General features: G+C 66.1%; 16 protein-coding genes. 15 read left to right on the top strand and 1 reads right to left on the bottom strand.

The features are described from left to right. Window positions 1-26 precede the first annotated feature (26 nt). Window positions 27-443: a hypothetical protein gene (locus ACOXXX_RS17795; protein ID WP_422827955.1), complete on the top strand. Its 417-nt coding sequence runs from the start codon at window positions 27-29 to the stop codon at window positions 441-443. 57 nt (window positions 444-500) lie between these two features. Here ACOXXX_RS17795 and ACOXXX_RS17790 read toward each other — a convergent pair whose 3' ends face one another. Further along, on the bottom strand, window positions 501-923 hold the full coding sequence (locus ACOXXX_RS17790) for an NUDIX hydrolase (protein WP_422827954.1): 423 nt from the start codon (window positions 921-923) through the stop codon (window positions 501-503). Window positions 924-1,598: 675 nt separating this feature from the next. On the opposite strand from ACOXXX_RS17790, the gene ACOXXX_RS17785 reads away from it, so the two are divergent. From ACOXXX_RS17785 to ACOXXX_RS17720, 14 genes are all read left to right on the top strand, one after another. Continuing rightward, a complete protein-coding gene (locus ACOXXX_RS17785) occupies window positions 1,599-2,207 on the top strand; it encodes a hypothetical protein (RefSeq protein ID WP_422827953.1) in 609 nt (202 codons plus the stop codon). 69 nt (window positions 2,208-2,276) lie between these two features. After that, on the top strand, window positions 2,277-3,764 hold the full coding sequence (locus ACOXXX_RS17780) for a phage tail sheath family protein (RefSeq protein ID WP_422827952.1): 1,488 nt from the start codon (window positions 2,277-2,279) through the stop codon (window positions 3,762-3,764). A gap of 22 nt (window positions 3,765-3,786) precedes the next feature. Next, the gene (locus tag ACOXXX_RS17775) at window positions 3,787-4,242 is read left to right on the top strand and encodes a phage tail protein (protein WP_422827951.1); all 456 of its coding nucleotides are present in this window, start codon (window positions 3,787-3,789) and stop codon (window positions 4,240-4,242) included. Window positions 4,243-4,246: 4 nt separating this feature from the next. After that, window positions 4,247-4,732: a phage tail protein gene (locus ACOXXX_RS17770; RefSeq protein WP_422827950.1), complete on the top strand. Its 486-nt coding sequence runs from the start codon at window positions 4,247-4,249 to the stop codon at window positions 4,730-4,732. A gap of 33 nt (window positions 4,733-4,765) precedes the next feature. After that, window positions 4,766-4,954: a DUF5908 family protein gene (locus ACOXXX_RS17765; protein ID WP_422827949.1), complete on the top strand. Its 189-nt coding sequence runs from the start codon at window positions 4,766-4,768 to the stop codon at window positions 4,952-4,954. Between the two features lie 9 nt (window positions 4,955-4,963). Then, on the top strand, window positions 4,964-5,617 hold the full coding sequence (locus ACOXXX_RS17760) for a hypothetical protein (RefSeq protein ID WP_422827948.1): 654 nt from the start codon (window positions 4,964-4,966) through the stop codon (window positions 5,615-5,617). Then, window positions 5,617-7,401, top strand: coding sequence for a type VI secretion system tip protein VgrG (gene vgrG / locus ACOXXX_RS17755; protein ID WP_422827947.1), 1,785 nt, complete (start codon window positions 5,617-5,619; stop codon window positions 7,399-7,401). The genes ACOXXX_RS17760 and vgrG overlap by 1 nt, the downstream gene beginning before the upstream one ends. A gap of 13 nt (window positions 7,402-7,414) precedes the next feature. Continuing rightward, a complete protein-coding gene (locus tag ACOXXX_RS17750; protein ID WP_422827946.1) occupies window positions 7,415-7,714 on the top strand; it encodes a PAAR domain-containing protein in 300 nt (99 codons plus the stop codon). Between the two features lie 5 nt (window positions 7,715-7,719). After that, window positions 7,720-8,187: a GPW/gp25 family protein gene (locus ACOXXX_RS17745; protein ID WP_422827945.1), complete on the top strand. Its 468-nt coding sequence runs from the start codon at window positions 7,720-7,722 to the stop codon at window positions 8,185-8,187. Then, window positions 8,184-11,960, top strand: a complete 3,777-nt coding sequence (locus ACOXXX_RS17740; RefSeq protein ID WP_422827944.1) for a baseplate J/gp47 family protein — start codon at window positions 8,184-8,186, stop codon at window positions 11,958-11,960. Before ACOXXX_RS17745 ends, ACOXXX_RS17740 begins: the two co-directional genes overlap by 4 nt. Before the next feature lie 3 nt (window positions 11,961-11,963). Further along, window positions 11,964-12,956 carry a hypothetical protein gene (locus ACOXXX_RS17735; protein WP_422827943.1) on the top strand — a complete coding sequence of 331 codons (993 nt, stop codon included), beginning with the start codon at window positions 11,964-11,966 and terminating at the stop codon, window positions 12,954-12,956. A 7-nt stretch (window positions 12,957-12,963) separates the two neighbouring features. Further along, on the top strand, window positions 12,964-15,564 hold the full coding sequence (locus ACOXXX_RS17730; RefSeq protein WP_422827942.1) for a hypothetical protein: 2,601 nt from the start codon (window positions 12,964-12,966) through the stop codon (window positions 15,562-15,564). After that, window positions 15,561-18,041, top strand: coding sequence for a contractile injection system tape measure protein (locus ACOXXX_RS17725; RefSeq protein WP_422827941.1), 2,481 nt, complete (start codon window positions 15,561-15,563; stop codon window positions 18,039-18,041). The genes ACOXXX_RS17730 and ACOXXX_RS17725 overlap by 4 nt, the downstream gene beginning before the upstream one ends. Further along, window positions 18,038-19,345, top strand: coding sequence for an ATP-binding protein (locus tag ACOXXX_RS17720; RefSeq protein ID WP_422827940.1), 1,308 nt, complete (start codon window positions 18,038-18,040; stop codon window positions 19,343-19,345). The genes ACOXXX_RS17725 and ACOXXX_RS17720 overlap by 4 nt, the downstream gene beginning before the upstream one ends. Window positions 19,346-19,350 lie beyond the last annotated feature (5 nt).

The raw sequence follows: 19,350 nt of genomic DNA, 5'->3' as shown, positions 1-19,350 counted from the left end.
GATCCCAGACATGTTCCATATGCGCCATGGAAAGAATCCCCGAACCGATGAGTCCCGGGTCGAAATCGGTGATGCTGACGCCGGAGCACTTGTATGTCGTGATCTGCACCGACGCCTTCGTGGCGGAGGATGCGGTCGATGTCGTGCGCGCGTTCGATCCCAAAGCCACAATCGAAGCGCTCGCGACCGAAGCAGAGGCGGTTTCTCTGATCAGGGCGCGTGACAGGGTCACGGCCGCCATCGCGATCGGCCCGCGCAAGTTTCCGGCGATCATGGCCGTGGGCGAAGCTCTGGTCGCGCATGACGCGCCGCTTCTGGCGCTGGTCAGCAGCACGACGCTGGATTTGACGCAGATGCCGTGCCGGGTGCATGTCGGCGATCTGCCTTTCACGAACGAAACGATCATCGAAATGCTGAAACTGGTGCACCGCGAAGAGCGCTGAACGCGTTCGACGGGGGATGTGCTGAACGCGCGGCGGGCAAGCCACCCGCGCACCATGTCAGGACGCCTTCAGAAGGCTCTGGATCACCGGCTGTTTCTTAGGATTCTTTGAAAGCGTTTTCAAAAGGTCGGCAAGGTCCGGCTCGTTGACAAGCGCTGCGGCGGCCTTGGGCGAAAACCACCGGCGTCGGCGTTCGTCCCGCTCTTTCCAGTTCTTCTTGAGCCTTTCGACGATCATCGGATACACCCGCACGCGGCAGGGGATGATACGCCCGTCGTCAAGGATCTTGGGATATCGGTAGACGCCGATCCGGTCCTTGGAAATATAGCCCTTGGCGCCCGCCTCCTCCAGCGCCTCGATCTCGGCCGCGGCCCAGGGCTTGAACCCGTTCATCGTCCAACCCTTCGGCATCACCCACCGCCCCGTGTCGCGCGAGGTGATCAGAAGCACCTTGAGATTTCCGGACTTGTCCCAACGCATTGGAAGGGCTGCAATCTGTTCGCCTATATCGGGCATCGTACACCACTAAATTTTTGTTCTTATACTGCCACGTCAACAGTAAGGGTTATGTAAAGAAATTCAACAACTTTGACGAAACGTGATCGAACAATCGTGACTTGGGCACTATGCGATGTCGGGCTGTCGTGCCACATGCAGATCGCCCGGTCCGGCCCTGCCCGAACGGCGCCCCGGAATGGCGATTGAAGGGCCAGATCCGTGTTGCGCAGGCCCTCACCGCCCCTTCTCGGACAGCCTGCCAGGACAGATGCCACGGGGATGAAACCCGCCCCCCGGCCCTGGATCGCAGCGCCCCGCCCAAGAAGCGCCGCAACCTATGCGAGCCGTTGCGTACCAGGCCACCACCACAAAACTCTTGAAAGAAAACGACTCCTGTGGGACAGTTCCAGGATAGTCGCGGATCGATTGGCTGGTCTGCATCTCGATAGATATGTTTCGTTAAGATTTCAGTGTCGCATTTTTCTTTCTGAACGGCACCACCAGAAACCAGACTGATTGATTATCGTCCGTTGTGACGATTGCCCGGGATATTCGCATTGAATCCCGACAATGGAGATTTTTATGGCTGACAATTCCAAGAACACCACATCCGCGTCTTCCGGGTCAGCGAAATCCAGCAAACCCGAGGAGAAGAAAATGACGCCAGCCGAACGTGCCGCGAAGGCCGCAGAGGATGCCGCCAAGGCCGAAGACAAGCAAAAGCGCCAGGAGGCCAAGGTCGCCTATGAAAAGGCCCTTGCCGCCAACACCGCCGCCTATCGCGAGGCGCTGGAAAAAGCCAAGCCCTATGAAACCGCCGCGACCAAGGCGGCCACCGCCAAGACCATCGCCGACGCGACGCTCGAGGCGACGGACAAACTGGTCACCGACGACAAGAAGAAGTTCAACGACACCAGCGACACGCTGAACACGCTCACCCTTCAGCTCACCGATCTGCAGCGCCAACAGAAGCAGGCCGCCGATGCGGTCAAGGCGGCGCAGGGCAACCTTGACGCCGCGACCAAGGCGCAGGGCGACGCCAAGGCCCAGGTCATCGCCGCGGAAAAGGCCAAGAAAGAGGCCGATGCCGCCCTCGCCGCCTACCGCGAGCACGAGACCGAAGAGGAAAAGCAAATCGTGCAATCCGAGATCGAGCTGGCCAAGCTGACCAAGGCCGCCGACGATGCCGAGGCGCTGGCGGCCTATGACAAGAAGATCGACGAGATCGACAAGGCCGAGGCCTGCCGCGCCGCGCAGCGCGTCTGACCGCCGACTTCCCCTTTCCGACCCCGGTAGACCCTCGCCCGCCGGCGCCACCCCAGAACGGAGATCCTCATGGCCGACTACAAAACCCCCGGCGTCTATATCGTTGAAAAACCCGCCTTTCCGAATTCCGTCGTCGAGGTGGCCACCGCCGTTCCCGCGTTCATCGGTTACACCCAGAAGGCGGCGCGCGGCACCACGCCACTTACCAACGTGCCCACCCGCCTGACCACGATGACCGAATTTGAAGACCTGTTCGGCGGCCCCCCGGATCGGCTGTTCAACCGCACGGTGAACGACGACGAAACCGTCGATTTCACCGAGGACGGGCAGGCCTTCTACCTCTACAACTCCATGCGCATCTTCTTCAACAACGGCGGCGGGCCCTGCTGGATCGTGTCGATCGGCGGATACGCGGCGGATCAGTACGGCCAGGGCGATTTCACCGACGCGATGTGGCAGGCCCTCGCGAAAGAGCAGGAGCCGACGATGTACGTCGTGCCCGACGCGGTCGCGCTGAACCAGGCTGACTACAACACGATTTCGGGCCGGATGGTGAAGGAATGCACCGACCTGCAAAGCCGGGTTGCGATCCTCGACATCTATGACGGGGCCAACCCGGACATCGACACCGTGATCAACGGTGAAGACGGCTTTCGCCAGAAGGTCGTGCTGGGCGACAAGCCCAGCTACGGCATGGTCTACTATCCCTGGCTCAACTCCACCGTGACCTCGGAAACGGATGTGATGTACACCAACCTGACCGAGGACAGCCGGGGCGCGCTCAAGGAAGAGATCGACGCCGAACAGGCGGCCCTTGCCAGCGCGGCGGGCAAGACGGTTCCGCCTGCCGTGACCGCGCTCATCGCGCGCCTGACCGAGGCGCCTTCGGAACAATATCCAGCCCTGCAGACGCATCTGTCGCTCAAGGCGATCAGCCCGACCTATGTCGAGGTGATGAAAGGCCTTCTGAAGGCGATGAACGTGCTGCCGCCCAGCGGCGCGATGGCGGGCGTCTATACCCGCACCGACAATACCTTTGGCGTGTTCAAGGCGCCGGCCAACACCGGGATCATGTCGTGCGATTCGCCCACCGTGGCGATTTCCAGCGAACAGCAGCAGGACCTGAACGTGCCGCTGGACGGCAAGGCGGTGAATGCGATCCGCACCTTCATGGGACGCGGCGTCCTGGTCTGGGGCGCGCGCACGCTGGACGGCAATTCGCAGGACTTCCGCTACATCAACGTGCGCCGCACACTGATCATGCTGGAACAGTCGGTCTATTACGCGGCGCTGGCATACGTGTTTGCGCCCAACGACGCGGGCACTTGGCAGACCGTCAAGACGATGCTGGAAAACTTCCTCAACAACCAGTGGAAGGCGGGCGCACTGGCGGGCAGCAAACCGGCCGACGCCTATGACGTCAGCGTCGGGCTGGGATCGACGATGACCGGCAACGATATCCTGGATGGATACATGCGGGTGACCGTACGGGTGGCGATCACGCGCCCGGCGGAATTCATCGTTATCACGTTCCAGCAGAAAATGCAGACCTCCTGAGAATTATTAAAGGACTTTTCCAATGGCAGGTGAAGAACAGAACGATATCTGGCCCCTTCCGAAATTCTATTTCAGTGTCGAGATTACCGACGTCGGCAAAATCGCCTTTCAGGAAGTTTCGGGCCTGGATACCGAAGCGCAGCCAATCGAATACCGCGCCGGCGACAATAAGGTCTTTTCCACGATCAAGATGCCGGGATTGATAAAGACCGGAAATGTGACGATGAAAAAGGGCGTATTCGTCAACGACAATAAATTCTGGGATTGGTATTCGCAGATTTCGATGAACACGATCAAGCGGCAGGCCGTCACCATCAGCCTGCTGGATCAGGCGGCCGCACCCACGATGGTCTGGAAACTGGCCAACGCCTGGCCCACCAAGATCACCGGCACCGACCTCAAATCGGACGGCAACGAGGTGGCTGTCGAAACGCTCGAGATCGCACACGAAGGGCTGACCATCGCGAACGGCGGCTAGGGCCATGGCCAACTATTACCCGCCCGTCGCCTTCGCGTTTTCGGTCCGCATCGCGGGCAATCGCGCCGGTGTCGACAGCGCCTTTCAGGAGGTCAGCGGCCTGACCGCCGAACGCACCCTGGAAGATGTGCCCGAGGGTGGCGAAAACCGCTTTGTCCATCGCGTGCCGGGCCAGGTCAAACAGCAGAACCTCGTGCTCAAGCGCGGCATGGTGCTGACCGCATCGCCGCTTTTCGATTGGTGCAAGACCACGCTGGAATCCGATCTGGCGTCGCGCATCCAGGTCAAGGACCTGACCGTTGCGCTGCTGGATCAGAAACAAAAGCCGGTCATCGGCTGGTCGGTGGTCCGGGCCTGGCCGGTGAAATGGCAGGTGGGCAATTTCGACGCCAAGGAAAACGCCGTGCTGATCGAAACCATTGAACTGTCGTTCCAGCGCATCGAACGCAAGCTGGAGCGTCAACTGGGCCCCGAAGGCTTTTTTGCCTGACACCGCGGCCCGCCGCCCTGAAAGGATCACACCATGCCCGTCGAAATCCGCGAGATCGTGTTGCAGGCCCGCGTGGTCGAGGACCCCCGCCCCGACGCCGCCCGCGCCTTTGATCGCGACAGCGACGAGCTGGGCGATCATCTGGCCGACCTGCGCCACCAGATCATGGCCGAATGCGAACAGATGATCCGCACCGCGCTGGACCGCCGGTCCGGGCGCTAGGGGGCGGTCATGCTCAACAAGGTTCGCATTCTGGGGTTCAGCGACAAGGAACTGCACACCAAGGTCGGCGAATACAGCCTGCAAGTGAACCCGCAGACCTACAACCACGTGTCGCAAAGCCTGTTTTCCCGCGCGCGGGGCAGCGATACGGCGGGCACGATCCAGAAATTCCGCACCCTGTCGCCGCAGACCGTCACATTCGACTTCATCCTCGACGCAACCGGTGTCATCGCCGGGATCAGGGACGTCGCGACCGAGATCAAGAAGTTCCGCGATGTCGCCTATGACTATCACGGGTCGATCCACAGCCCCTATTACCTCAAGATGCTGTGGGGCGGGCTGGCGTTCAAATGCGTGCTGACCGACCTCAAGGTCGAATACCAGCTGTTCAATCCCTCGGGCAAACCGCTGCGGGCCAAGCTGTCGGTCACCTTGCGCGAACACCAGACGCCGCAGGATCTGGCGCGCAAGGCCGACAAGAAATCCGCCGATCTGACCCATGCCGAAACCGTCTTTGACGGGGCGACGCTGCCGCTGATCACCAACCGTGTCTACGACCGGCCCGATCTTTATATCAACGTGGCGCGCGCCAACGACCTCAACAACATCATGCATCTGCAGGCGGGCGACCGCCTGCGGTGCCCGCCAGTCAAGGAAAGCTGATGGTCCAGTCCGTTCGATCCGCAGATGCCGATCTTGTCACCTACGAGCTTCTGATCGGGGGCAAGGCCGCGCCCGACGCGACCATCGTGAAGCATATCGACGTCGACCTGGCGCTGAACCGGTTGCCGCGGGCGCGCGTCGCCATCGACGACGGCAGCCCCGCGGCCGAGGATTTTCCGCAAAGCGCGTCCTCGGTCTTTGTTCCGGGGCAGGAGATCGAGATCAAGCTGGGCTATCATTCCAAGAACGCATCGGTCTTCAAGGGCGTCATCCTGGGCCAGACCATTCGCATGGATGCCGAAGGCGGCACCGAACTGGTGCTCAACTGCGGCGACAAGGCCGCGAAACTGGCGCTGGCGCGGGTGTCGGCGCAGTTTCACGATGCCAAGGACAGCGACGTGATGGCCAAGATAATCACCGACGCGGGCCTCACGTCGGATGTGGCCGCAACGTCGGCCAAGGTGGCGCAGCAGGTCCAGAGTGCGTCCAGCGCGTGGGATTTCATCCTTTCCCGGGCCGAGGCGAACGGCATGGTCGTCAACGTCGCGGGCGGCAAGGTCAGCATCGCCAAACCGTCCATGGACAGCCCCACGCTGCGCGCCGAATTCGGCGATACCATCGCTACGCTGAACCTGGAACTGGACGCGACCCAGCAGCTTAGCGCCGTGACCGCCGATGCCTGGGCGCCCAAGGATCAGAAAAAGCTCGAGGCCGCGGCGTCAGAGCCGTCGGTGAACAAACAGGGCAACCTGAGCGGCAAAACCCTGTCGGACGTGCTGGGCGTGTCGTTGGCGCTGCAGACCGATGCGGCGCTGGATCAGGATGCGCTCAGGCAATGGGCGGATGCGCAGATGCTGAAATCGCGGCTGGCGCGCATCCGCGGCGAGGTCGGATTTCAGGGCAATGCCGGGGTGAAGCCGGGCACCCTGCTGGATCTTGCGGGCCTTGGCGCGCGGTTCAACGGCGCGGGCTATGTGTCGGGCGTGCGCCACACGCTCGAGGCGGGCGACTGGGAAACCGAAGCGACGCTGGGCCTGCACCGCGACTGGTTCGCAGACAGCCACCGCGACGTGACCGCCGCCAGCGCCGCGGCGCTCAAACCCGGGGTCGAGGGGCTGCAGATCGCCAAGGTGCTCAAGACCCACGAGGATCCGGGCAAGGAATTTCGCATCCAGGTCAACATGCCGCTGCAAAAGGACGGGGCCGAGGGGGTCTGGGTCCGGCTGGCCGCGCCCTATGCCAGTGAAAAATGTGGGGTCGAATTCCTGCCCGAGGTCGGCGACGAGGTGGTGCTGGGCTTTCTGGGCGGCGATCCCGACGCGGGTGTCGTGCTGGGCGCGCTGCATTCCAGCGCCCGGCCCCCGCCCATCACCCCGGTTGAAAAGAACAGCGTCAAGGCGGTGGTCACCAAGTCGCAGATCAAGATGAGCTTTGACGACGACAAGAAGAGCTTTCAGGTCGAAACGCCCGGCGGACAGGTCGTGACCCTGTCGGACGAGGGAAAATCGATCACCCTCAAGGACAGCACCGGCAACAGCGTCGAGTTGTCGGAAAGCGGGATCAAGATGTCGTCGCCCAAGGACGTGTCGATCACCGCCACCGGCAAGGTCAGCATCAAGGGCACAGGCGGCGTCACCGTCGAAAGCCCGGCGGACGTGGGGATCAAGGGGCTGAACGCCACGCTCAACGGCGATGTCGCGGCCAAGGTCAAGGGCGGGGCCAGCGCCGAACTTTCTGCCGGGGCCGAGGCCAAGGTGCAGGCCGCCATGGTGATGATCAACTGAAAGGAGCCGCCCCATGCCCCCAGCCGCGAGACTGACCGACATGCATACCTGCCCGATGGTCACGCCCGGCGTGCCGCCGGTGCCGCATGTGGGCGGGCCGATCATCGGCCCCGGCGTGCCCAACGTGCTGATCGTCAAGTTGCCCGCGTCGGTCGTGGGTGACATGCTGACCTGCGTCGGACCGCCCGACAGCGTGGTCAAGGGATCGGCCACGGTGATGATCGGCGGCAGGCCCGCCGCGCGCATGGGCGACACCACCGCGCATGGCGGCAGCATCGTGCTGGGCGCGCCCACCGTGATGATCGGAGGGTAAGGGACGTGGAACGCAAGGCTCCGGATTTTCTGGGACGCGGCTGGGGTTTTCCGCCCCGGTTCGATCTGGGCACGGGCCTGTCGGGCCAGCCGGTCGGGCAGGTCGCCATGGTGGCCAATGACACCGACATCCAGCAAAGCCTGCGCGTGCTGATGTCGACCGCGCGCGGCGAACGGATCATGCGCCCGGGCTATGGTGTGGGACTCTTTGCGCAGGTCTTCGACCCAACGGACGAGACTTCGCTGGGCGAATTCCGCAGCCAGATCGAGGATGCGGTGCTGTTCTTCGAGCCGCGCATCAAGGTCGAAAGCGTCGAGATCGACACCGCGCGCGCACCCGACGGGGTGCTGATGATCACGCTGAGCTATTACGTGCCGCTGGTGAATTCGCGCAGCAACATGGTCTTTCCCTTCTACCTTCAGGAGGGCACGAACGTCAGCGACCACAGCGGCACCGGGCCGCTTCTGACATGAGCGCCGCGCCCGATCCCCCACCGGCGGGCACGCTGTGGCAGGCCGGGCGCTGGATGCCCGCGCTCGATCCGGATTTCTACCGTCTGGATGACCGCAGTACCGCCGATCTGGCCCACTGGGCCGTGGGCTTTGCCGGGCTGCTGACCTATTTCGATGCCCAAAACGCCGCCGTCCCGGCCCAGAAGGGCCAGCCCGCACCCTGGGCCGCGTTCTTTCACAACGACGTCAGCTTCCTTCTGGCGCGGATCAGCGTGCACGATCCGCAACGCGCCTACAGCGAGGGGCTGAACAACCCCGGCACCATAGAAAAGGCGATCCAGACCTACGTCAGCCTGCTGGCCGACTGGACCCGCCGGGCCGAGGAACTGGCGGTGGTGGCCCCCGAGGGCAGCATCGAGGCTGCGCTTTACGGCACGCTGAAACGCGCGTCGGAAAACGAACTTGCCCGCACCCTTCCCGAGTGCGAACGCCCCGGGCTGGAGCGCAGCCACAAGGCGGCCCTGCCCGACGTGTGGTTCGATCGCCGGGTGCACTATTCCGACCGCCGAACGCTCTTCAGTCTGCTCAACCGCGTGATGGGCCAGATCGTCGACCGCGCGCGCGGGTATCTGGACGCCTCGCTCAGCCAGAAGCACGACCACCCGGCGCAAACCGGGCTTTTCCTGGCCTTCCTGCACCTGCTGCGGCGCAATCAGGCCGACCTCAACACCCTGACGGAACGGCACCTGCGGTTCTATTATGAAACCGTTCTGCGGTTGCATCCCCGGCCCGCGCAGCCCGACCGCGCGCATGTGGCCTTTGACCTTGCCCCCGACAGCGCCGACGTGATCCTGCCGCGGGGCACACGGCTGGTGGCGGGCAGCGCGGCGGTGCCCGATCCGACGATTTTTCTGACCGATGAGCAGGTCACGCTGAACCGGATCACGATCGGCGCGGTGCGGTCCGTGCAGGTGGTCCGCAGCGGGGGCAAGCCCGCCCGCGTGACGGCGATCCGCGCCTTTCCCGATGCCGCCTCGGCCGACGGGTTCGGCCTGCCCTTTCCACCGGGCGAGGCCGGCTGGCCCCCCTTCGGACCGCAGACCGAGGCCGACCGCGCCAATGCCCGGCTGGGTGTGGCGTTCGAGGCAGAGATTCTGGCGCTGAGCGAAGGCACGCGGCGCATCACCCTGACCCTGACCTTCGACGCGGGCCACGACTGGACGCTGACCCGCGCGATCCAGGGCTTTCGCGATCAGGTCGCCGACTTCTTTCACGGCAAGGGCAAGGCAAAGGTCCGCCCCACCCTCGTACGAAACTATCTGGCGCGGGCCTGGGACATGGTTCTGCAGGGCGAGGCGGGCACGACACCGCTGACCGGCGTGACCGCCGATCTGTCGCAGGTCGCCGAAAACCGCCTGATCCTAACCGGCGTGCTGTCGTCCGAGGTGCCCGCCATCGCCGCCGCAGCGGGTCACGCTGCGCCCTTGCTGAGCCTCACCCTGAATCCGGACGCGCCGATCTATGGCTATGACACATTTGTCGGTGCCGTGATCGCAGCGGCGCGCATCGACGTGGCGGTTGACGGGCTGCGGACGCTGGGCCTCGCCGGGCCGTTCGGGCCGATCGATCCCACGAAACCCTTTCCGCCGTTCGGAGATATCCCCCTGCCCGGCGATGCCTTCTACCTCGATGCGCCAGAGCTCACACAGGACGCGCTGACCGATCTGGAACTGACGCTGGACTGGACCGACCTGCCCGTGCCGCCCGACAGCTTTGCCAAGCATTACAAGGATTACGGGCTCGATCTGTCAGCGCAAAGCTTCACCGTCGCGATCAGCCGGAGCGACGGCACGGCCTGGCATCCGCTGCAGAGCCAGGGCGCCAGCGATCCCGCCGCCGGAGCGGTGCTGCCGATGTTCGCCCTCCTGCCACTGCCGGAAAACGGCGTCAGCCCCCGGTCGGTCTATGCCGTGCAGCGGGTGCCGCCGTCCCCCCAAGCGCCCCCCCCCGCCATCGGCGCGGCGCAGCGTCCGGGCGCGCTGCGGGTGGTGCTGGTGTCCCCGCCCGAAGGCTTCGGTCAGGCGATGTACCCCGCGCTGGTCACCAGGATCGCGCTCAACAATGCGCAAAAGGCCGAACGCAGCCCCTGGCGGTTCTGGGCCTCGGGCGACAAGCTTGCCGAACCGCCCCCGCCGCCGCTGCTGCCGCAGGTCGCGGGCATCAGCGCCAGCTACCGCGCGCATGCAACAAGCGATCTGCCGCGCCAAGGCGCGGCGCCGATCCGGCTCTATCAGATCAACCCGCTGGGCGGCCCCACGATCAGCCCGGACGGACGGATGATCGGCGTCAGCTATGATTACGACGGCATGTTGCAGATCGGACTGCGCCAGGCCAACCCGCCCGAGACGCTGACGCTGCTTTTCGACATTGACGATCTGGTAGCGCGCAGCTGGACCAAGGCCGATGTCATGATCAGCCCGACGCTGGGCTGGCATTATTTCAACGGCAGGCGGTGGGTGCCGCTGGATCCCGACGCGGTGCAGATGGACCAGACCGACGGGCTGGTCACCCGTGGCATCGTGCGGCTGGCCCTTCCCGCCGATCTGCAGCCCAGCCCGCAATATCCCGGCGGCCTGACGTGGATCGCCCTCACGCTGGCGGGCGACGTGCAGCGCTATGGCACGGTGCGCCAGATCCTGCCGCAGGCGGTGGCGGCGACCCGCCGGATCGACCCGGACGCGCCGCCCAAAGGCATCCCCTCGGAACCGGCGGGCGCGATTCAGCGGCTGGCAGATCCGCTGCCGCAGATCAAGGCGGTCCTGCAACCCTACGCCACACAAGGCGGACGCGCCGCCGAGGACCGGCGCGGCTTTCAGCAGCGGGTGAGCGAACGGCTCAGCCACAAGCGCCGGGCCATCGTGGCGCGCGACTACACCCGCCTGGTGCTCGAGGCGTTTCCGCAGATCGCGCAGGTGACCTGCCTGAACCTCGCGCCGGGGCGGGTCGAGGTCATCGTGACACCGCGGCGCGACCCGCCCGGCCCCGACACCGCCGCGCTGATCCCGCAGCGCGTGCCGCTGCACGTCCGGATCGCCATCGCCGAATTCCTGCAAGGTCTGAATGGCGCGGGCGCGGCGCTGCCGCTGGTGCGCAATCCCGCATACGAGCCGCTGCGCGTCACGGCGCAGATCGCCCCGGCCCCCACCGCCACCAGCGCCCTGCTGCATCAGATCGAGGCGGCGGTGCACCGGCTGATCGCGCCGTGGCTTTTCGATCCCGATGCGCCGCTGCCCATCGGGCAGGCCCGACTGGACCCGTCGACCTTGCGCGCCCGGATCGAACAGATCCCCGACGTGGCGCTGATCGCGTCGCTGTCGGTGGTGCAGATCTACCGGCAGACCGGCACCGGCAACGAGCGGCTTTACGGGCTGAAGGACACCGCGCGCTCCGCCACGCTGCACGGGCGGCGGTCACTTTTGCGCGGCGCGTCCCCCTGGTCGGTCTTCGTGCCGGACGCGGCGCATGGCATCACCTTTCTCGGGCCGCGCCATGGTATCGGCACGCTGCGCGTCGGGCGCGATCTGTACCTGACCCCGCCCAGCGACATCGCCGCGTTCACCGCCCATCCGGCGCGGATACCGACGCTGCCCGCGCCCTTGGGCATCGGCGGCATGACCATCGGGCAGGATTTCATCCCCACCGACCCCGAAGACGTGATCGCCCCGCCCGATGCGGCGATCACCCCCTATCCGCTGCCAGAAACGCCACTTCCGGCGCCTTCAGAACTGGACTGAGCCATGACGACAACCGATGCGCAACTGATCAAGCTCTTTGAAGACGGCAAGCTGCCCACCGGCGCAAACTTCCGCGACCTGATCCTGTCCAAGGTCAATGTCGCCGACTTCGATGATCTCAAGGCCGAGATCGACGCCTGGGAACACCGCACCGACGTGCAGATCGGCCCCGATGGCGCCGGCTGGGATCTGCTGCTGGGCGGTCCGGGACAACTCGACTTTGCGCCCAATGACGGCAACGCGGTGCCCGCTGCGCAGGCCACCGTCGACCTTTACGGCTGGAGCAGGGCCTTTGGCCGGATCGGCCGGGTCGAAGGGGCCAAGGCCTTTGCCGCCGAGACACCCGATCTGGATCTGGACACCCTGCAAAGCGTGGGCTCGGACGGGCGCTGGAAGGTGCTGATGGATATGCCCGGCCGCGTCGCCGCCTTCGAGGTGACCGCGGCCACCGCCTATCCTGTGGAACGCAAGACGCGCGGCGTGGGGGACGTGCTGCGCTGGCTGGTCGGATATATCTCGCCCGCCAACGCCGTCGTGCGCGTCACCGCGACCGCGACCGGGCTCGATGCCGAACCGCGCTTGTCCTGCCAGACCACGACGACCGCGTCGCGGATGACGGCAAGGTTCGGCGCGCTGGTCGTGGGCGCGTTGATCCTTGCCGCGCTCGTGACCTCGGGCGTTGTGTCGGACCTTTGGCAGGCACTCCCGACCGGAGCGGAAGACGGCGTCTGGGAAACGCTCAAGGGCCTTCCGTCGCAGATCGCCAACACGCCGTTCGTCAGTTCTGGCGCATTCTGGCTCGCGCTCGGTTATTTCATCCGAAGCTTCGTCCAGATGGTGTCGGCCCAGCACAACGGCCTGCGGCTGCGCTGGAAGAGCGAAGGCGGGTCCTGGTTCAGGGCCAACCGCACCTGGCGGCTCGAGGTGAAGGGGCCGGACCTGGGCAAGAACGGCGAGGCGCGGCTTTACTATCACATCACGGCGTTCTGGGGCTGATCCGCCCATGAAACCGGACCGTCAGCTGACCATCCCCGACAGCCCGCCCGACCGGGTCACGCTGAACTTTGCCAAACTCCTGAAGGACGGCATCGAGGCGGCGCAAGAGCTGTCGCACGACGTCTGGACCGATTACAACGAACACGATCCGGGCGTCACCATGCTCGAGGCGCTGTGCTACGGGCTGACCGACATGGCCTACCGCACCGATCATCCGGTCGCCGATATCCTGTCCTCCTCGGCCAAGGTGACGGGCGTGCCGATGCGCGATCAGCCGCTGATCACCGGCGACCGGATGCTGACCAACGCGCCGCTGACCGAGATGGATTTCCGCAAGCTGGCCTATGACGAGGTGCGCGGCCTGCGCAACCTCTGGCTCGATCCGGTCCCGAAGGACAGCGCCGGGTTCGACGGGCTGCTGCGGGTCTACGTGCAGGCCTATCCGCAGCCGCCCGACACCCGGCCCGCCAGCATCGCGCCGCAGTCGGACCATGTGGATTTCCTGGGCAGGGTGCAGCGCCTGCTCGAATCGAACCGCAACCTGGGCCAGGATTTCGCCCGCATCGCGATGGTGCACGAGGTGCCGCACAAGCTGAAGGTCACGCTCACGGTCGAGCCGGACAAATCCACCGAAACGGTGCTGTCCCACCTGCTTTACCGGGTCCAGAACCGGATGAACCCGGCCCCGGTCCTGCGCGAGGTCAGTGCCGACATGGCCGCGGGGGTGCCGCCCACGACGATCTTTCAGGGCCCGCGCCTGTCGCATGGCTGGATCGCCGACGACAGCCTTGCCCCGCTCGACGCCAGCATCCGCTTCGACGCGATCCTCGACGCCATCGCGCAGACCCCCGGAGTGGGGGATGTCGGACGGCTCGAGGTGGTGCCGGTCACGGCCTTGCGCGCGGTCGATCCGGCGGGCGACCCGGTGCCCAGCATCAACGTGCTGTCGCGCGACATCGGCGATCTGAAAAGCATCGTGGTCATTCGCGATGGCGTGCCGCAGTCACCCAATCTTGAGCGGGTGCTGTCGCAATGGCACCACCTGCAGGAACAGGCGCGCTGGCACGCGGGCTATGCTACAGCCAAGACCGACGATCTGGCCTACACGCGTGTGCCGCAGGGCAATCCGAACCGGCAGCTGGGCCGCTACCGGTCGATCCAGCACCTGTTTCCGGGGGTCTACAACCTGGCCGAACAGGGCCCGCCGATGAACGTCGTCTCGGCCTATCAGCGCGATATCGGCGACGCGGCGGCCCGCAGCGGGCTGCGCAAGCAGCTCAAGGCCTATCTGCTTTTTTTCGAGCAGTTGATGACCGATTACCTGGCGCAGCTTGAGCATACCAGCGTGCTGCTGTCCTTTGCCGAACAGGACCGCACCTACTACACCCAGCCGCTGCTGGTGCTGGACCGGCCCGATCCCGGCGCGCCGCCCGACATCGCGAAGGTTTTGGGCAAGGGCACGGTGCCGGACAGCAAGGGGCCGGACACATGGTACACTGACTACCTGGCCGGCCTGAACCATCTGCGCGCCGAAAGCGATCCGGTGCAGCTTCGGATCAACCGCACGCTCAGCGCCTTTCTGGCGCGATTCAACGAACCGTTCCCGGACCGCCGCCTGCGCCGCATCCCAGCCCCAGACCCCGGACCCTGCCCCGTCCAGCCGTTCGAGGAACAGCTCGCCGCGCAGAAACGCAGCTTTCTGCGCCAGATCGGCCCGCTGACCTATAGCCGCGGGACCGGGGTCAATCTAGCCATGCCGGCCGTGACCGAGATGGAAAAGGCAGTGCGCGCCAAGACCGGCCATCGCGGCCGCCTTGCGGTGATCGAACACCTGCTCTTGCGTCCGCAATCCGATCACGATCTGATCCCGTATCTCGAGATCGACAAGACCTTTCGCATCGAGCGCGATCCGCCGGTCCGCGCCGTGCGGCTGGCAACCGACCGCTTCCAGGTCGCCCTTGTGCTGGATCTTTCGGACGACCGCGCCGCCTGGCCGCAGCTTGCCGCGCGCATCGCCCGGCTGGGGGCCGACCCCGAAAACTACAGCCGGTCGCCGCGCGGCGGCTATACCGTACGCGTGCGCCTGCGCGCCGGGGCCGGCGAAAGCGCCGAGGTGCTTGAGGGCTTTCCCTCGCATCACGCCGCCAAGGCCGCGATCCGGGAAATGGTGATCCTGTGCCAGGACATCGTGGACGGGAGGTGCCCGGTCGATGCGCTGCTGACGCCGGTCCTCGTGCCGCTCGATTTCTGCCAGCAGCGGGTGTCGGTCTTCCTCGACCTCGATCCGCACGATCCCGGCGGACGCGAATACGTCAACCTGCTGGAAGACATCATCGCAGAGCAGATGCCCGCGCATCTGACCCATGACTGCTACTGGCTCCGGTCCCACCGTGAGCAGCACCGGCTTCGCCATCTGCGTGCGCATTGGATGGCCGCGCTCGGGCCGCTGGCGATGACGCCCGACCCGACGCCCGCGCAAAAGCTGGCCGTCACCCGCGCCGCACGTCCGCTGAGGCTGTTCATCCAGCGCTATTATGTGCGCGGGCTGCTGCATGAGCGCAGGCACGCGCGGCGGCTGGCGCTTTTACAGGATGCGGGGCGCCGATGACCGCGCACCGTCTGGGCCGTTTCCGCACCGAGGTCGAGGTGACCACCCAACCGCATGCCGCCCTGCTGCAGGACCGGCTGTCGGATTTCGCCCGACACAGGCTGCCGCTGGTCATTGACGATTGCTTTGCCGGATTGGATGCCGACAGGCATATCGACCTGGGCCGCGTCATCGTCGATCTGGGCATGGTGGCCGACGCGGATTTCGAAGACCGGGCCGAGGCCGCGCTGCGCGAGGCACTTTGGCTGCAGGTGCACCGGCGCGAGCAGAGCGCAGACGCCGCGCCCGCGACCCCTGCCGCCGCGGCGCTCGATGCGCTGTCCTATTACCTCACCCATGGGCTGGCGTCCTGGCGCAGCCCGGCCAAATCGCTCAACCAGTTGCTGCAAGAGGCGCTGGAGCTTGCCCCGGGCCAGACGGCGGACCTGTTGCGGGCGGTCTGGGGCCAGCGCGCCATGCGCCAGCGACTGCTGTGGCAGGCCCGGCCTTCGACCCTTCTCAAGGTCACGACCGCCATCAGCCCCGACCTGGGCAAGGCGGCCCGGACAGCGGCGCGCCACCGCCCACAGGGCCAGTCCGCCCTGATCGCCGCGACGCTGGACCTGCTGCTGTCCCGCCCGGCCGAAGCCGAACTGCCGCGTCCCGCGGACTGGCCCGCGCTATTGCAAGAGGCGCTGGCGGGGCCTCGGCCGAAGCAGGATCCGGACGCCGACAGCGCGGGGCAACAGGTCGGATCAGGGGCGACCATCCAGCCCACTGCGACGGGCTTGGGAAACGCGGCATCACACAGACCGACAGTGGCACGCGGTGGCCGCGCCGCGCCGCCGCACAAACGCCATCCCGACCCGGACCGCGGACCCCGCTCAGACGAGGACGCGATGCCCCGTCAGCGTGTGGCAACGGGAAACGGCCGTCAGCACGATCACCTGCCCGCCCCTTCCGACGGCCGCGCTGTTTCTGCCAGTGCAGCCGACCTGTCCAGCACCACCCCACTGCCCCCGCGCTCCGGGGCCAATCCGCATCCGATCGAAGATGGCGTGGCGCTGTTGGCCGGGTTGCTGACCGGAACGCTGGGGCCCGAAGCGCAGGAGCGGCTGGCGCGCCGCGACATGGGCGCGTGGTTCGCGGAACTACTGACGACCGACGCGGCGGCGCTGACCCGCGCAATCACCGCGACCGGCCCGCCCGACCGGGTTGCCGACAGCCTGGTTGCCCATGTCCCGCCGACACTGCTGATCGACTGGATTGCGCAGGCGCGGCCCGGCCTTGGCGGCTTTGCCGCGACGTTGCTGCATCTAGGCGCGGGCTTTAGCCACCGCGCGCAGGCCGGGCTGGTGCGGCAGGCCCTGCGCGACGTGCTGGCCGCCGACACAGGCCCCCCGTCCGCCGCAGCAGAGCTGCGCCAGACCGTGCGGCGTCTGGCCAACCTGACGAACGGCTCCGAACCGCAGGTGCGCGCAAGACTGCTTATCGAAGCGACGGCCAAGGCCCGGCAAAGCCCCGACTGGGCCACACGGCTGAACCCGGTGATCGAGATGCTGGACCATCCCGCTCCGATCCTGCCCGCCTCGCAAGCGGCCAGTCCCGCCGCACCCTGGCCCGGCCTGCCGCGCGACCTGGCGCTCTGGCTGCGCTTTGGCACGCCAGCCGACCGCGATCTGCGCCCCGCGATGCAGCTGACGCTGCAAAGCGCCGTCGCCGCCCTGCCCGCGCCCACGCCGCCTGTCGTCGCCTTGCTGACCGAGGCGCGCGCAGATCCGATCCTGCGGCGGCGCGTCGCCAGCCTGACGCAGTCAACTGTCAGTCAAAGCGCATTGAAAACCGTATTGGCCACCCTGCCAGGCGCCAACCCCGAGCCTGATGCGGCAAAACCAAACCGGTCGGCGCAACCAGCCAAACCCATCGCCCCCAAGGCCACGCCCCCACCGCGCCAACCCCGGCCCGTCGCGCCGCCCGCCGATCTTGCCGTGGATCCGATCCCGGTCGAAAACGCCGGGCTGGTGATCCTTTGGCCTTTCATTGAGCCCCTCTGCGCACGGCTGGCGCTGACCGAGGGCGCGGCCTTTGTCAGCGAGGCGGCACAACAGCGCGCCGTGCATCTGACGCAGGCGCTGGTGACGGACGCGGCCCAGACCGACGAACATCTTCTGCCACTCAACAAACTGCTTTGCGGCCTGCCCACCGACGCGCCGGTGCCGCACGAGATCACGCTTGGCGAAGACGAGGCCGACCTGATCGACAGCCTGCTGCGCGCCGTCTGCGCCGCCTGGCCGCCGTTGATCAACACCTCGGCCCAGGGCCTGCAAGAGACCTTTCTGGCGCGACCGGGCCTTCTGTCCCGGGCCGATCGCGACGGGCCGCTGCTGCTGACGATTGAGACCAGAGCCTTTGACGTGCTGCTGGACCAACTGCCGTGGATCCTCACCCCGATCAAGCTGCCTTGGATGCAGGAGGCGCTGCATGTGAAATGGCGATGACCTCCTCTCTGCTGGTGCAGGATTTTGAATGGCTGACGGTGGTGATCGACACCGCGCTGCGCCGCTATTTCGACGCCACGCCCTTTGATCTTGCCGACCTGCCGCCGCCCGATCCGGGCGACGATCCGTCACCCTATGCCGGCGCGATCCGCGATGCGAAGCTTGCCACGGACGCACGGCTTGTGCTGATCCTGGCCTTGGCGCCCGAGCTGCAACCGCAAAGCCTTGATCCCTTCCTGATCCGCAATCCCGCCACCGACCGGCCGTTCAGCGAATTCGGCGGCGTGCACGAACCTGCGGGGCCGTTCCGGCCGACGGTCGATACCGCGCTTCTCCTGCTGTCGGGCGGCGATCTTGCGCGCAGGCTGGCGGCCTTTGCGACCTTTGCCGCCGATGCGCCGCTGCTGGAGCACGGGTTGCTTGAACCGCCGCGCCCCGCCGGACCGCATGGACGCCTGCGCGTGCCTGCCGCCCGGTCCGAGCTTTTCCTGACCGGGCGCGCCCAGCCCATCGCGCTTGGCCCCGACTTTCCCGCGCAGCGCCTCACAACCCGGCTGGATTGGGACGATCTGGTGCTCCCCCCCCGCACCCTGCGCGACGTAAGCGAGGTGCTGGCCTGGATCGAACATCGCCACGACCTGCTGGCCGATCCGCATATCGCGCGACTTTTCAGCCCCGGCTATCGCTGCCTGTTCACCGGCCCCTCGGGCACCGGCAAGACCCTGACGGCGACGCTGCTGGGTCAGCGGTCGGGGCGCGATGTCTACCGCATCGACCTTGCGCAGGTGGTGTCCAAATGGGTGGGCGAGACAGAAAAGAACCTCTCGGCCGTCTTCGATCAGGCCGAAGGGCGCGACTGGATCCTGTTCTTCGACGAGGCCGACGCGCTGTTCGGCAAGCGCACGGACGTGAGCCACGCTAACGACCGCTATGCCAATCAGGAGGTCGCGTTCATCCTGCAGCGGATCGAGGTCTTTGCCGGCGTCGTGATCCTGGCCAGCAACCTCAAAGGCAATATCGACGCGGCCTTCATGCGGCGCTTTCAGGCGGTCGTGCGGTTTGTCGAACCCGGCGTGGCAGAGCGCAAGCGCCTGTGGCGGCAGGCCTTCGGCGGCACCGACCTGCTGGAGCAAGATGTCGATCTGGACCGGCTTGCCACCGAGCACGAGATCACCGGCGGTGCAATCCTCAATGTCCTGCGCTACGCTTTGCTGGCCAGCCGCAGGCGCGGGGCCGACAAGGTGGCGCAGATCGACCTGCGCGACGGCATCGCGCGCGAACTGGCCAAGCTGGGCCGGATCTGAATCGG

The sequence above is a fragment of the Thalassococcus sp. BH17M4-6 genome (assembly GCF_049323015.1).
Taxonomy (GTDB): Bacteria; Pseudomonadota; Alphaproteobacteria; order Rhodobacterales; family Rhodobacteraceae; genus Puniceibacterium.
Note: the sequence above shows the minus strand (reverse complement) of the source record. Positions and strands in the feature narration are given on the sequence as shown.